Below are 14,554 nucleotides of genomic sequence, written 5' to 3'. Positions count from 1 at the left end.
TAACATAAATAATCTATATAAATGTAAACGTTATCAAAATAGAGAGGTGGAGACAATGAGTAAATTTTTCTTCAATCATAATCCAGCAACAGTAGAGGATGGAAGGCTTGTTAAATATGCTGAAATTATTTATGGAGAAGGTGGCCGTTCTGTATTAGAAAATTTAATGGTGAAGGCATCTATCAGATTGCGTGATCGTTATCCGAATAAATCTGACGAGCAGATCTCGAACCTAGTAAATAAAGGCATCCATGATATGTTTCAAAAATATGTGAGCGAGTAAGAGTGGCCAATGGCTGCTCTTATTTTTTTGTATAAGGATTGTAACTCTAGCTGAAAATAAACATGTATTCTGAAAAACGTAAAAAGGAGTGGGAAAGATGAGCAATGGAATTGGACGTTCGAAAGAAAATCTTCCAACTGATGCAAATCATGTGAGCGCGAAGGATCGTGCGTATCAAAAACGCATGGCAAAGCAAAAACAACAAGAGCGTAATGAGGATAGAGAATAACTCGAAATAAAGCTCCTTCTAAAGCAGAAGGAGCTTTATTTCGATAGAAAATGATTCGCGGTAACATAAAAGAGTCCACCGTTAATAATTTGCACTGTAATACGTGGTTCATACTGTTCTTGCAGAGCTTGTTTTTCAATTTCATAGCTCTCAGGAAGTTCGTCACTTTCTTCATAAAAACGGTTTAAAAGGTCTAAATCATGATTCCAACGCACTCTTGCTTCTTTTGCCCACGTATGGTCATCTTCTGCAATTATATTTTTTAAAGCGTCTTCTATGCGTTGTAAACCACTTTGAGGTTTAATGATGGGCGAGAGCGTAAAACAAAAATCAGGTATTTTTGGTGTAAGTTTAATGTTTGTTAATGTTTCATGAAAGTTTGCCATCATTGTTCCAGAAATGAGATGAATACCAATCGAGTGAAGGATGTCTTTTTTTCGATCACATTGATAGGAAACTTTTATATTAATACCGAGCCAAGGGTGGAGCGGTGTATGTGTTGACCCATTATGTCTTACATCCTCATATAAACGTATGTATGAGCCTAATTCTTTTGTCGTTTGGAAAATTTGATGTAGACGTGGTGAACCGTAGTGAATAAGCTCACCATCATTTTCTTCATTTTCTGGATTTGTAATAAGAGTAAGGCGCATCGGATTCGGTACGCCTCCTGTTTTCTCAAGATAGTGCCAATAAAAAGGGCGATTCATTAATAATTTATCCATCTCAATTGTTAACTGTACATCTAATAAATGAGGAGAACGTTCTAAAATTTCACAGTTATTCGCCTCAAAGAAATTGTATAAGTAATTATGAATTTCATGTTGCTGCATAGCCTTGCACCTCAGCTTCATTTCGTTTCGCAAAGTCGATAATAGATGTTAAGTTTTCCATCTTAATTCTAATTTCACCTTCGCTCTTTGATTGCGCGAAAATTTCTTGAATGTGCGCGTCGATGTTTTTCATATTAATTCTCGTTAAAATTTCATCGAGTTCACCAATAACACGCTCGAATAAGTTGATTTTTTCATATAACAGTTTCAGAATATGTTCTTCAACAGTATGCTTTGTAGCTAAGTTATAAATATGAACATCATTTTTTTGACCGAGACGGTGAATACGTCCGATTCTTTGCTCAAGACGCATTGGATTCCATGGCAAATCATAATTGATCATATGGCTACAAAACTGTAAGTTAATCCCTTCACCACCAGCTTCAGTTGCAATTAATACTTGTGCGTGGTTTTGGAAAAGCTCCTTCATCCAATCTTTCTTCCCGCGTTTAAACCCGCCGCGGAATGGAACGGAAGAAATACCGTGTTGTTGTAAAAACCATTGTAAGTACATTTGTGACGCTCGATATTCTGTGAAGATAACGACTTTATCGTCAATTTCTTTTATAAGCTCAAGAGCTTTATTTGCTTTTGAGTTGAAAGGAATATGATTAATTTTGTCCATTAGCACATCGATATGTGGATCTTTTATATAATGTTCGTTTTCTTTCTGTTTTTTTTCTACATGCTTTTTCAATGAATAGTAAACAGCCTCACGACTACTACACGCTTCCCGTTTTAAAGTTAACGATGAGAAAGCAGATGTGAAGGCGTCTTGTCCTCGCCAATTTTCGATATCATTATATAGAGCTTGTTCTTGTTCATTAAACTCAACAAAAATTGTACGTACATGTCTCTTCGGCCAATCGATACCGGTATTATGTCGTCTATTTCGCACCATTACTTTATTAATGAGAGCTTTTAAGTCTTCATCTGATTCGGCTGAGCGATTTTTGGAAGCGTAATATTCTTCAAAGTTGGATTGATTGCCTAAATGTCCTGGTTTTAATAAAGAAACAAGGTTAAAAATTTCATCAATCTTATTTTGAACAGGAGTAGCGGTTAGTAATAAACAAAACTTCTTTTTTAATCGTTGTGCAAATTCATAGTTTTTTGTTTTATTATTTTTCAGTTTATGTGCTTCATCGATAATAATAAGGTCATATTCCAAGTTCAACACGATATCGCGATGTGGTGAACGTTTCGCAGTATCAATTGATGATACGATTACGTCAGCTTGTTCCCATGAGTAGCTTTTCTTTTGTGCTACAGCGGGAATGAAAAACTTTGTATTCAGTTCGTATGCCCATTGTGATACGAGAGAAGCTGGGACAAGTATAAGTACCTTTTTCACAAGCCCGCGGACCATGTATTCTTTCAAAATAAGTCCAGCTTCGATTGTTTTTCCAAGGCCTACTTCATCTGCTAGAATCGCTTTACCGTTCATTTGTTCAATCACATTTTGAGCGACTTCTAATTGATGCGGAAGCGGTGTGAAATGGGATAAATGTTTCGGTGCTTGTAGTCCATCAAAAGTAGGAACAAGTAACGATTTTTCTGTTTCATAAGCTAAGTGATATAAATCCCAGTTTGTCCAAGGACCATCTTCGTCAATTCTATTTAAAAAATTGTTTTGCCATGTCCGATCTACGGAAATATCGACATTCATTACAACTCTCCCACCTTTTATAAACTAAAGTAATTATTTTTTAATGTATGATGATTTGCCTTAAAAGAAGGCATAATTATCGTTATTAAAGGCTATATGATAGACAATAATAAAGTATTAAATCTCAAAAGCTGTATTTATTGTGTTTTAACATAAAAAATTCTAAATTATTTTTTATGCTAGAATATTGATGAAATATAGCGAATGATGTTAGGATAATGGTGTGAAATGTGTGGAATCTTTCGTATTTTATCCAAGAAAGTGATTTTTTATTTACGCTTTCATAAAAAAATATAATGAGATTCCGTATATCCTATCTTTTCAGAATGAAAATGTTTAGAAAAGGGAAGCAACTTTTATTGATTTGTCAAAGCATAAGGGGGAGAGAGCATGATTACATTACAACGTACACCGTTATTTGATGTATACGCGAAGTATGGTGGAAAAACAATCGACTTCGGTGGTTGGGAATTACCAGTTCAATTTTCAAGCATTAAAGAAGAACACGAAGCTGTACGTACAGCTGCAGGTTTGTTCGATGTGTCTCATATGGGAGAAGTTGAAGTAAAAGGTGTAGATAGTTTAGCATTTTTACAACGTGTTGTTACAAATGACGTATCTACCTTAAAGGTAGGGGGCGCACAATATACAGCTATGTGCTACGAAAATGGTGGTACAGTAGATGATTTATTAATCTACAAACGTGGTGAAGAAGACTATTTATTAGTAATCAATGCATCAAATATCGAGAAAGATTACGAATGGTTAGCAAGTCATGTAATTGGCGATGCGACAGTAGTCAATGTTTCTAGTGAAGTTGCACAGCTTGCAATTCAAGGACCAAAAGCAGAAGGCATTTTACAAAAAGTTGTGTCAGAAGATTTGAAAGAAATTAAGTTCTTTAAATTTAAAAACGATATTCTTGTAGATGGAATTCCAGCACTTGTATCTCGTACAGGTTACACAGGTGAAGATGGATTCGAAATTTACTGTAAGAGTGAAGATGCTGCAAAACTTTGGGAGAAACTTCTTGAAGTTGGAGCAGAAGAGGGCTTAAAAGCATGTGGTTTAGGTGCTCGTGATACACTTCGATTCGAAGCAACATTACCACTTTATGGACAAGAATTATCAAAAGATATTACACCGATTGAGGCTGGAATTGGCTTTGCGGTAAAAACAAATAAAGAAGCAGACTTCTTTGGAAAAGCAACGTTAAAAGAGCAAAAAGAAAACGGTGCGCCTCGTAAATTAGTCGGCATCGAAGTAATCGAACGTGGAATTCCTCGTACGCATTACCCTGTATTTATTGGTGAAGAAAAAATTGGGGAAGTAACGAGTGGTACACAATCTCCAACGTTAAAGAAAAGCATTGGTTTAGCACTAATTGATGTAAAATACGCAGCAGTTGATACAGAAGTAGAAATTGAAATTCGTAATAAACGCGTCAAAGCAGTAGTTGTTCCAACACCATTTTACAAACGTTCAAAGTAACGGGGAGAGGGGTAGATTTCATGTTGCATCGTTATCTTCCAATGACAGAAGAAGACAAAAAAGAAATGTTACAAACGATCGGCGTTCAAACGATCGATGAATTATTCTCTGATATTCCAGAGAGTGTTCGTTTTAAAGGGGATTTAAAAATTAAAGAAGCAAAATCAGAGCCAGAGCTTTTAAAAGAGCTATCTCAAATGGCTAGTAAAAATGCTAACTTAAAAGAATACGCTTCTTTCTTAGGAGCAGGCGTATACGATCATTATGCTCCAGTAATTGTAGATCATGTTATTTCTCGCTCAGAATTTTATACAGCTTACACACCATACCAACCGGAAATTTCACAAGGGGAATTACAAGCAATCTTTGAATTCCAAACAATGATTTGTGAATTAACAGGAATGGATGTAGCAAACTCTTCTATGTATGACGGGGGGACAGCTTTAGCTGAAGCGGCAATGTTAGCAGCTGGCCATACTCGCAAAAAGAAAATTCTTGTATCTAGCGCGGTTCATCCAGAATCAAGAGCAGTACTTGAAACGTATGCAAAAGGACAAAATCTTGAAGTTGTTGAAATTAATCATAAAGATGGTGTAACAGATTTAGACGTATTACAAAGTGAAGTAGATGATACAGTTGCTTGTGTAATCGTTCAATATCCAAACTTCTTCGGACAAGTTGAAAAATTAGCTGATATTGAAAAAATCGTTCATCAACAAAAATCATTATTTATCGTTTCTTCAAATCCATTATCATTAGGCGCATTAACACCACCAGGGAAATTTGGTGCTGATATTGTAATCGGTGATGCACAACCATTCGGTATTCCAACGCAGTTTGGTGGACCGCACTGTGGTTACTTTGCAACAACGAAAGCATTTATGCGTAAAATTCCAGGACGTCTTGTTGGACAAACTGTAGATTCAGATGGTAAACGTGGATTTGTATTAACGTTACAAGCACGTGAACAGCATATTCGTCGTGATAAAGCGACATCTAACATTTGTTCAAACCAAGCGTTAAATGCATTAGCAGCTTCTGTTGCAATGACGGCACTTGGCAAACAAGGTGTGAAAGAAATGGCACGTCAAAACATTTCTAAAGCACAATATGCAAAACGTCAATTTGAAGCGAAAGGCTTCACAGTAACATTTGCTGGACCATTCTTCAATGAGTTTGTTGTAGATTGCAAACGTCCAGTGAAAGAAGTAAACGATGCATTATTACAAAAGAATATTATCGGCGGTTACGATCTAGGCCGTGATTATAAAGAGCATGAAAACCATATGCTTGTAGCAGTAACTGAGCTTCGTACAAAAGAGGAAATTGACACACTTGTAAACGAAATGGGGGCTATCCAATGAAGAACCAAGACCAAGCACTTATCTTTGAAGTGAGTAAAGAAGGACGCATAGGATATAGCTTACCCAAATTAGATGTAGAAGAAGTGAAACTAGAAGATGTGTTTGAGAGCGATTATATTCGAGTAGAAGATGCAGAGCTACCAGAAGTATCTGAACTTGATATTATGCGCCACTATACAGCACTTTCAAACCGTAACCACGGTGTGGATTCTGGATTCTATCCACTTGGATCTTGTACGATGAAATATAATCCGAAAATTAATGAGAGTGTAGCTCGTTTCGCAGGATTTGCAAATATTCATCCGTTGCAAGATGAAAAGACAGTACAAGGTGCAATGGAATTAATGTACGACTTACAAGAGCATTTAATTGAAATTACAGGTATGGATACTGTTACTTTACAACCAGCAGCTGGTGCACACGGAGAATGGACAGGTTTAATGTTAATTCGTGCATACCATGAAGCGAATGGTGACTTTAACCGTACGAAAGTAATTGTGCCTGACTCTGCTCACGGAACGAACCCAGCATCTGCAACTGTAGCTGGTTTTGAAACAATTACAGTAAAATCAAATGAAAATGGCCTTGTTGACTTAGAAGACTTAAAACGTGTTGTAAACGAAGAAACAGCAGCACTTATGTTAACAAATCCTAATACATTAGGTCTATTCGAAGAAAATATTTTAGAAATGGCAGAAATCGTCCATAATGCAGGCGGTAAATTATACTATGATGGTGCAAACTTAAATGCGGTATTAAGCCAAGCACGCCCAGGAGATATGGGATTTGACGTTGTGCATTTAAACCTTCATAAAACATTTACAGGTCCTCACGGCGGTGGTGGCCCAGGTTCTGGTCCAGTAGGTGTGAAAGCTGATTTAATTCCGTACTTACCAAAACCAATTTTAGAGAAAACGGAAAATGGTTATCACTTCAACTACGACCGTCCAGAAGCAATTGGTCGTGTGAAACCATTCTATGGTAACTTCGGAATTAACGTTCGTGCATACACGTATATTCGCTCTATGGGTCCAGATGGATTGCGTGCAGTAACTGAGTATGCGGTATTAAATGCGAACTATATGATGAGAAGATTAGCGCCATTCTACGATCTTCCATTCGATAGACATTGTAAACATGAATTTGTATTATCAGGTCGTCGTCAAAAGAAACTTGGTGTACGTACATTAGATATTGCAAAACGTCTGCTTGATTTCGGTTATCATCCACCAACAATTTACTTCCCATTAAATGTGGAAGAATGTATTATGATTGAGCCGACAGAAACAGAATCAAAAGAAACATTAGATGGTTTCATTGATAAGATGATTCAAATCGCTAAAGAAGTAGAAGAAAATCCAGAAGTTGTACAAGAAGCACCGCATACGACAGTCATTAAACGTTTAGACGAAACGATGGCTGCACGTAAACCAGTTTTACGTTATGCGAAGCCAGCTCCTGTACAAGTTTGATTAAAATAACAAAAGAAGAACTCGCTGAGGCGGGTTCTTTTTTTGTATGGATAATTTGTCCCGCATTAACGGACAGTAAACTCTCAACTTAAAACTTAGCTGGTGCAAAGAAGACAGGTGGGAGATAAACTGTCCGTAAATGCCCGATTGGTTCAACTAATAATCAGTGGGGATGAACAAAAATCCCCACTGATTAAAGTTTCACTTTATGCAGAAATAGTGAAGAAAATGTTAAAAAAATATGTTTTTTGTTTCCTAATGGTGTAAAGGTGTAGTTTTATAGGTAGTTTTGTTGAAAAAGTCGGTTTGATAAAAGTATTTATTTTTGTTAGAATTTTATTGAAATTAAGAAGATGTGATGAGGCAAAGATTACTCATTTTTATGTATATGTGAAAAAACGAACAAGACGGGGGTGAAAGTGTGGGATATCGATGTTATAGAATGGTATACCATTTAGAAAATGGAGAAACAATTAAAGATGTAAAAGAATTTTGCTATCGAGACCAGGGAAAAGTGTTAGAAAGAGTAGCAAATCGTGTAATGGATAATAGAGAAGTGACGGCCATTGATAAACGAGGAACAATCATTTCAATAGCATGTGAGGACATTGTAAAGGTGGAACTTGATTACATAACAGAAAGTTAACCTTGAGTCATATCGAATTATTCGATAAAATAAACTGTTGAATGGTGAAGTGAGAAGAGAGGAGTTTATCATGGGTAGTACAAGACACTTTTATATGTTTATCTTAGCGTTTGTTCTTGTTGTGGCATTAACGATTTACTTAATCGTTGACAGCAGCTGGTACAACACAGTTCATCCGGCATTCCTTCTGTTTATGTATATAGGAATTGCAGTAGTAAGTTTCGGAATGAGAGACGAGATGTTAGATCGCTTTGAAAAGTGATACATATACGAAAGACCAACAGGAAAATGTTGGTCTTTTTTTCTTGGGGAAATTTCAAAAAGGCACCTTCTTCAATAACGACAATACGAGAGCAGTAGTTTATAAAAAGAAACGCTATTTGGCACATCTTTCGGAGTATGTAATATAAAGCTGAAAACGATGATGAGAATAAGAAATAGGAAAAATAAAAATAGGATTTGCTTATGTATAGAATTTTGCATATTATCCACTCCTTTTTTTGGGTAGTATGTCCAAAAGAAAGGAATGTATGAAAAAAATTGGAGGGGGAACAATGGGGAAACGAAAATTGTTATTTGAAATAGGAGTATTATTTTTGTCAATAGGTCTTTTGTCATCAAATTTTTATTCAGACATACCATCACCGTTTCCTAATTTGCATAAAGGAATTGGTATAAGTATTGTTATAATTGGTCTGTTTTGTCTTATCACATCTAACTTCTACAGAAAGTCTGAATGAATATAAAAAAGGACAGTTACTCTTTTTCAGAAGTACTGTCCTTTTTAAATAACTTATTCCATAGTTTGGCGATACTCCATATAATGACGATTGCAATGGAGGCGATAATGGACCAAACAATCGATATAATTTCAAGTGTCATGTTAGGAAGGAATGTGAGAATGGATAATACTTTATGAAACAATGATTCTATTATATGAAAACTTATTTGTAATAGAATGACGATACAAAGTGTGATCCATGCTAATATTTTCTTTCCTTGTTCTTTCCACATGACATTCACCTCACGTTAGCTTAATAGTTTTAAGCCAACAGCGCCGCATAAAATGCAGCTTAAGAAAGCAAGACGACGCCAATCCGCTGATTCTCGGAAAATGAGAATGCCTAGAAGTGCACTTCCAGCAGTTCCGATTCCAGTCCAAATTGCGTAAGCAGTTCCCATCGGTAATGTGTTCATCGCAAGAGATAAGAAGAAGAAGCTTACGCCGAAGTTAGCGATTAAAATAACTTTTGGTGCCCAGCCTTTCTTTTCAGTGGCTACTTTCATAAAGAGTACACCAATAATTTCACAAATACCAGCTAGAATTAAAAATACCCAAGCCATTTTATGCGGCCTCCTTCGCTTCTTTTTCTTCTGTTACTCGTTTTAAACCAATTACTCCGAAGAAGATTAAACCGATTAATAAAACTTTTACGATAGAGAAAGGTTCTCCGAAGATGAAAATCTCTGTAAGAACGATTCCACCAGCTCCGATTCCTGTAAAGACTGCGTATACAGTGCCGACAGGTAAATCTTTATAAGCTCTAAATAATAAGACGAAACTAATTGTAATTAATAGAGCAACACCAGCCCATTCAAGTGGTGCCTCTGCTTTTTTTAGTCCAATCACCCAAAAGATTTCAATAATACCAGCGATGATTACATAAATCCATGCCATATGTCATTTCTCCTTCCTACCAGTCGTTAGGTAAAGGGCTTAAAAACGACGCATTGCAAAGGGCAATCCGTCAGTTTGAAAGTCCGCGCCAAAATACTTTCCAAGAAGCGTCTAAACGTGTCTCAAAACGATTTAAACCTGCGTATAATAGTTCAACCATAAGACCGTCGAGTAAGCATAGAAAAGCCTCTAAGGCGTCTTTTACTTCAATGTTATGCAGCTCATCTTGTTCGCTTGCTCTTTTAAATACAGGGAATAAAAGTTTTCCGACGTTTTCAATGTGTACATTTGCTTTATTAATAATTTGTTCGCGAAATGCATCAGGCGGAAAATAAGAAGTTCGTAACCAAAACATTGATTCTTCACTTTCACCAAATCGTTTTGCATACCCTTTTAATAATTTTAAAAGCAATTCTTCAGTGGACGAATTGGAAAAGCTTTCGATATCGCCTGTGAAGCTCTGCAAATCTTTTTGAAGAGCAGATTCTAAGCATATGAAATATAGCTCTTCTTTTCCTTTAAAGTGTGCGTAAATCGATGGTTTTTTAATCCCAACTTCTTGAGCAATATTTGCCAATGAAGTTCCTTCATAGCCGTAGCGTGCGAAATGAGAAAGTGCTACAGCTTTAATGCGGTTTGCTGTCATTTTCATCCCCTACCTACCGTTCGTTAGGTTCATTATATGAGATGAAAAATATAATGTCAATAGGTGAAGAGCTGAAAAAGAGCATTATAGGTAACGCTCTTTTTAGACAGTCTCTCGCTCAATTAAATGGAATGAAAGTTCTTTTGCACTGCCGACAATTTGCTCGCTTTGGATCTGCTTATGGAATAAAGAAAAAGCATGTGAGCCCATTGCGAGACCGGGATGTTCAATTGTGGAAATTTCTAATGCCTTTGAAATTTCATGATTATCAAATCCAAGGATAGCAAGGTCTTCAGGTACTCGAATACCATGTTTTCGAGCCTCTGTTAATAAACCAGCTGCAACTTGATCGTTCGCTGTGAAAATAGCAGTTGGACGATTTTTCATATTTAAAATATGATGGAGTATTTGTGCTCCGTCCTGCATTGTATAGCATTGGTGGAAAATCCATTCAGGATGCAACGTTTTCCCTTCGTTACGAAGTGTATCGGCGAACGCTTTTTCGCGCTCCATGGAATTTACACTTGTTTTTCTTGCTAAACAAATTCCAATTTTTTCATGGCCTCTACTTAGTAAATAGGCAGTACCGAGACGGAAACCTTCATAATGATCTACGTAGATGGATGAAATGAGGGGATGCTTCATTTTTTCACATGAAATAATAGGGGCAAATTTTGCAAAAGGTTCGATTTGTTCCCAAGAGCTCGTTCGGGAGCAAATAATCATCCCATCAAATTGTTTCATTTTCATCATTTCAAGAACACGAATTTCTTCAATGCTATCGTAATTCGTTTGACATAAATTAATGTGATATCCGGCAGCTAACGCTTCGTTTCCGATTCCTTCAATAATCGTACTGAAGTAGGGGAGGTTAATGAAAGGAAGCATAACGCCAATTGTATATGTTTTCCCTCTTATTAAATGGACAGCATTTATATTTTTTGCGTAGTTTAATTCTTCAACAGCATCTAGAACACGCTTACGCTTTTCTTCTTTTACGTAAGGGTGATTATTCAGGACACGAGAAACAGTTGATATCGATACACCAGCAGTTTTAGCAATTTGTTTTATATTGGCCATATGTATCACCTCTTTCCCTTATTATAAAGGGAAAATAATAAGAAAGAAAAAATCTTGACCTGAAAAGCTTTTCACAAACTATGGTATTAATAAGACTTCTTTTTATTCGCGTAACCTTTTCACTTGGGCGTAAGAATGATAGGGGTCTTTTTTGTTTGCAAAAAGTGTTGTCAAAATGTGTGAGAATAACGTGGAAAGTTTTCAAAGGTGGAGTTTGGTGACAAAGCGAATATGAAGAGAATATCAACGCTTCGTTCGTTAAGAGAGCGGTATGAAAGGGCGGAAACAAATTGAAAAAAAGAATCATTTGTTTCGTGTTTTCTAGTTTCATGCTTAGTTCGTGTTCGTTTCAGCAAACGATGCAAGAAGAAAAACACTTTGTGGGAACAACAGGAGGAGCTATGGATTGTGTTACGGATCCTATTCCGCTAAAGGAACTTCCAAAATATTTTCCGGTGAAGTTTAAAGTTCCAACGTTTTTACCGTACGACATTACAAGTGATGTGAAGGGGGAAGTAAGAACGCTTGGGAAAAAGAACACTGTCTTAACGATTAAATATAAACAGAAGGAGTCAGGTAGAAATGAGTATATTGAGTTAAATGTCGCGAACTTTCCTTATAGTTTTCCGGATCTTGTGGAAGAGAAGCGATTTCAAGAACAAATGAAACTGAATAATGGAACGTCTGCTTATTTTAAAAATAAAGATGATTATGAACGTGGTGACGAATTTGCTACGCTTATATGGAAAGAGAAAGGAATTGAATATCAACTGCTGTATCGGAATGTAGAAGAGAACGATGAAAAGGTAATCAAGCAGAATTTATTATACATTGCGAATAAGATGAAATGAAAAAACTAGCTGATTTATTCAGCTAGTTTTTTGTATGTTATTATTTCTTTTTAATTTTGCCTGTCCAAGATTTAAATCCACCTTGTAATTGGTAGAAATCTTTGTAGCCTTGTTTTTTTAAGTATTGCGCTGCACGACCTGTACGGAATCCGCTTTGGCAATATAAGTAAACAGGTTGATCTTGACGAAGTTCTTTATGGCGAAGGCGAATTTGTGATAACGGAATGTTACGTGCACCTAAAATATGCCCTGCGTTATATTCGTCTGCTTCACGAATATCGATAAGCTGTGCTTTACGGTAGCCAGCGCGAAATTCTTCTTCTGTAAGAGTTTTAATTAATTTTTTCTGATAGAAGTACATCCATACAGTGTAGCCGATAAATGCTACGATTACGGCTAATAAAATAATCCAAGTTGTTGACACGATTCTATCGCTCCCTTTTTTCTTATCCTACTTTCAATATTATAATGCCCTTATGTATTTATGCAACAGATTCATTTGCATATAAGAAGAAATTTCGTATTCTTTCACAAATTTTGTCGAATTTGGTAGACTAGAGAATGTGAAAAATAATTGGTTATATGAGGTGCAGGATGGGAAAAGAAAAATGGTGTTATATTAACTCTGGTCAATGTTCACCGGCATTTAATATGGCGTTAGATGAATGTTTATTAAATTGGCAAAGTGAAAAGAAAATGCCACCAACAATTCGTTTTTATGAATGGGAAGTACCAACATTAACAGTTGGGTATTTTCAACGTGTTGAAAAAGATATTAATATGGATGTAGTTAACGAAAAGAAATATGGATTCGTTCGTCGTCAAACAGGCGGCAGGGGTGTACTACATGACAAAGAGCTAACGTATAGTGTTATTGTGTCTGAAGATCATCCGAATATGCCGAAAACAGTTACAGAAGCGTATCGTGTTATTTCGCAAGGTTTATTAGATGGTTTTAAGGCATTAGGGTTAGAAGCATATTATGCAGTTCCAAAAACAGAAGCAGATCGTGAAAATTTAAAAAATCCACGTTCAGGCGTATGTTTTGATGCACCATCTTGGTATGAAATTGTAGTGGAAGGACGAAAAATTGCTGGTAGTGCTCAAACACGTCAAAAAGGTGTTATTTTACAGCATGGATCGATTCCATTAGAAATTGATTTAGATGAACTATATGATCTATTTTTATTCCCAAATGAACGTGTGAAGGAACGTATGAAGAGTATGTTCTCTTCTAAAGCAGTAGCAATTAATGAATTAACAGACCGTACATTTACGATAGAACAGTTAATTAAAGCGTTTGAAGTTGGCTTTGAAAAAGGATTGGATGTAGAACTTGTTCCATATGAATTAACAGAAGAACAGTTACATGACGTTCAAACGTTAGCGAAAGAAAAGTATGAAAGTAATGAGTGGAATTATAAAAAATAAGAGGTGGCGATAGCCACCTCTTATTTTTTTATAGTAAATTAAGTACTTTTTCTACTTTGATTCCTTTATCTTGTAAAGAACGAAGGCGACTTACAACGTCCATAATTTCTTTGTCAAATGTAACGCTAATACCTTGGCTTTGTAGTTCTTCTTTTAAGCTTTCAATAGAATCATCTATGTCGATGCCAAGCTCGTAATCTTGACAAACTTCAATTGTCTTTTTCACGAGTTTAACATAATTTTCTTGTAGTTTTGAATTTGTTTCAGTCAAAGCAGGCTGCTTCGGTTTTGCAGGAGCAACCGGTGCTGTCTCTTGCTTTGTAACTGGAGTAGGGACTGCTTTTTTCACAGGCGCTGGAGTAACTAGTTCTACAGCTGCTTCTACGCTTACTGGCTTCGGTGTCGGTACCGGAGTAGGCTTAGGTGCCATAGCAGGTGTTTCCACACGCGTAACAGGCTTAGGAGCAGGCGTAATTGCTTTTGGAGCTTCTACAACTACTTCTTTTTTCGGTGCTGCTTCTACCTGTGTTTCTTCTTGCTCGGCAGCTTCTTTATTTTCTTTACTCCACATAACGCGTTCAATTTCTAGAGAAACATTGTTTTTGTTCATCGCTGTTAATGTAACTTTACCAACTTCAGCGTTTCCAGTGAAATCAACAATTTTATAAATAACACTCTTGTTCCAATCCACGTTTCCGCTCAAAAATAATTCTTCGTTACATTTCGGCGTTAAGCCCTCGATTTTAATTTCTGCGTTTACACCGTTTTCACTATATACCATAATTAGCGAAGCATTTACATCTTCGTCTGCTAACATTAGTTCACGTACCATTTTGCCGGTGCGTACTTGCGTTTTCTTCTTAACTGACATCTAATTTCTC

19 protein-coding genes are annotated in these 14,554 nt (G+C 36.3%); 10 read left to right on the top strand and 9 right to left on the bottom strand.

The genetic code is table 11. The annotated features are described in order from the left end of the window. The first annotated feature begins 55 nt into the window (after positions 1-55). On the top strand, positions 56-283 hold the full coding sequence (locus tag ACQGSG_RS04400; protein ID WP_000032702.1) for a hypothetical protein: 228 nt from the start codon (positions 56-58) through the stop codon (positions 281-283). A 97-nt stretch (positions 284-380) separates the two neighbouring features. Next, a complete protein-coding gene (locus ACQGSG_RS04395; RefSeq protein WP_000064668.1) occupies positions 381-512 on the top strand; it encodes a hypothetical protein in 132 nt (43 codons plus the stop codon). Between the two features lie 35 nt (positions 513-547). On the opposite strand, the gene ACQGSG_RS04390 is transcribed toward ACQGSG_RS04395, so the two are convergent. Both ACQGSG_RS04390 and ACQGSG_RS04385 read right to left on the bottom strand, forming a co-directional pair. Continuing rightward, positions 548-1,345, bottom strand: coding sequence for a YqhG family protein (locus ACQGSG_RS04390; protein ID WP_001183966.1), 798 nt, complete (start codon positions 1,343-1,345; stop codon positions 548-550). Next, positions 1,332-3,014 (bottom strand): DEAD/DEAH box helicase, encoded by a 1,683-nt coding sequence (locus ACQGSG_RS04385; RefSeq protein ID WP_001100036.1) that lies wholly within the window; start codon positions 3,012-3,014, stop codon positions 1,332-1,334. The genes ACQGSG_RS04390 and ACQGSG_RS04385 overlap by 14 nt, the downstream gene beginning before the upstream one ends. Positions 3,015-3,404: 390 nt before the next feature. Between ACQGSG_RS04385 and gcvT the strand changes: the two genes are divergently transcribed. From gcvT to ACQGSG_RS04355, 6 genes are all read left to right on the top strand, one after another. Then, positions 3,405-4,505, top strand: a complete 1,101-nt coding sequence (gene gcvT / locus ACQGSG_RS04380) for a glycine cleavage system aminomethyltransferase GcvT (RefSeq protein ID WP_000631769.1) — start codon at positions 3,405-3,407, stop codon at positions 4,503-4,505. Positions 4,506-4,525: 20 nt separating this feature from the next. Continuing rightward, positions 4,526-5,869, top strand: coding sequence for an aminomethyl-transferring glycine dehydrogenase subunit 1 (gene gcvPA, locus ACQGSG_RS04375; protein WP_000903240.1), 1,344 nt, complete (start codon positions 4,526-4,528; stop codon positions 5,867-5,869). After that, positions 5,866-7,341: an aminomethyl-transferring glycine dehydrogenase subunit 2 gene (gcvPB, locus tag ACQGSG_RS04370; RefSeq protein ID WP_000795702.1), complete on the top strand. Its 1,476-nt coding sequence runs from the start codon at positions 5,866-5,868 to the stop codon at positions 7,339-7,341. Before gcvPA ends, gcvPB begins: the two co-directional genes overlap by 4 nt. A 442-nt stretch (positions 7,342-7,783) precedes the next feature. Then, positions 7,784-7,987, top strand: coding sequence for a DUF3929 family protein (locus ACQGSG_RS04365; RefSeq protein ID WP_139847847.1), 204 nt, complete (start codon positions 7,784-7,786; stop codon positions 7,985-7,987). Positions 7,988-8,057: 70 nt separating this feature from the next. Beyond that, positions 8,058-8,249 (top strand): hypothetical protein, encoded by a 192-nt coding sequence (locus tag ACQGSG_RS04360; protein ID WP_000535933.1) that lies wholly within the window; start codon positions 8,058-8,060, stop codon positions 8,247-8,249. A 292-nt stretch (positions 8,250-8,541) separates the two neighbouring features. Continuing rightward, positions 8,542-8,727 (top strand): hypothetical protein, encoded by a 186-nt coding sequence (locus tag ACQGSG_RS04355; RefSeq protein ID WP_098605438.1) that lies wholly within the window; start codon positions 8,542-8,544, stop codon positions 8,725-8,727. Positions 8,728-8,743: 16 nt separating this feature from the next. Here ACQGSG_RS04355 and ACQGSG_RS04350 read toward each other — a convergent pair whose 3' ends face one another. The 5 genes from ACQGSG_RS04350 to ACQGSG_RS04330 all read right to left on the bottom strand — a co-directional run bounded on the left by ACQGSG_RS04350 (position 8,744) and on the right by ACQGSG_RS04330 (position 11,391). Beyond that, positions 8,744-9,001: a DUF3975 family protein gene (locus ACQGSG_RS04350; protein ID WP_000265427.1), complete on the bottom strand. Its 258-nt coding sequence runs from the start codon at positions 8,999-9,001 to the stop codon at positions 8,744-8,746. A 15-nt stretch (positions 9,002-9,016) separates the two neighbouring features. Then, positions 9,017-9,331: a DMT family transporter gene (locus ACQGSG_RS04345; RefSeq protein ID WP_000312623.1), complete on the bottom strand. Its 315-nt coding sequence runs from the start codon at positions 9,329-9,331 to the stop codon at positions 9,017-9,019. 1 nt (position 9,332) lies between these two features. Further along, a complete protein-coding gene (locus tag ACQGSG_RS04340) occupies positions 9,333-9,665 on the bottom strand; it encodes a DMT family transporter (RefSeq protein WP_000312339.1) in 333 nt (110 codons plus the stop codon). 70 nt (positions 9,666-9,735) lie between these two features. Further along, positions 9,736-10,317 (bottom strand): TetR/AcrR family transcriptional regulator, encoded by a 582-nt coding sequence (locus tag ACQGSG_RS04335; RefSeq protein WP_002005730.1) that lies wholly within the window; start codon positions 10,315-10,317, stop codon positions 9,736-9,738. 96 nt (positions 10,318-10,413) lie between these two features. Beyond that, positions 10,414-11,391 carry a LacI family DNA-binding transcriptional regulator gene (locus ACQGSG_RS04330; protein ID WP_001273979.1) on the bottom strand — a complete coding sequence of 326 codons (978 nt, stop codon included), beginning with the start codon at positions 11,389-11,391 and terminating at the stop codon, positions 10,414-10,416. A 314-nt stretch (positions 11,392-11,705) separates the two neighbouring features. Here ACQGSG_RS04330 and ACQGSG_RS04325 point away from each other — a divergent pair, with 314 nt between their 5' ends. Further along, positions 11,706-12,242 (top strand): DNA polymerase III subunit delta, encoded by a 537-nt coding sequence (locus ACQGSG_RS04325; protein WP_118043310.1) that lies wholly within the window; start codon positions 11,706-11,708, stop codon positions 12,240-12,242. A 40-nt stretch (positions 12,243-12,282) separates the two neighbouring features. Here the strand turns inward: ACQGSG_RS04325 and ACQGSG_RS04320 are convergent, their stop codons facing one another. Beyond that, entirely contained in the window at positions 12,283-12,666 is a 384-nt protein-coding gene (locus ACQGSG_RS04320) for a rhodanese-like domain-containing protein (protein WP_000108653.1), read from the bottom strand. A 170-nt stretch (positions 12,667-12,836) separates the two neighbouring features. Between ACQGSG_RS04320 and ACQGSG_RS04315 the strand changes: the two genes are divergently transcribed. Next, positions 12,837-13,673 (top strand): lipoate--protein ligase family protein, encoded by an 837-nt coding sequence (locus ACQGSG_RS04315; RefSeq protein WP_098605440.1) that lies wholly within the window; start codon positions 12,837-12,839, stop codon positions 13,671-13,673. Between the two features lie 28 nt (positions 13,674-13,701). Here ACQGSG_RS04315 and ACQGSG_RS04310 read toward each other — a convergent pair whose 3' ends face one another. Beyond that, positions 13,702-14,544: a hypothetical protein gene (locus tag ACQGSG_RS04310; RefSeq protein WP_000111900.1), complete on the bottom strand. Its 843-nt coding sequence runs from the start codon at positions 14,542-14,544 to the stop codon at positions 13,702-13,704. Positions 14,545-14,554 lie beyond the last annotated feature (10 nt).

This window comes from Bacillus sp. GMa5/1, assembly GCF_050172015.1.
Lineage (GTDB): Bacteria > Bacillota > Bacilli > Bacillales > Bacillaceae_G > Bacillus_A > Bacillus_A cereus.
The sequence above is the reverse complement of the archived record's forward strand: the minus strand, read 5'-3'. Positions and strand labels throughout refer to the sequence as shown.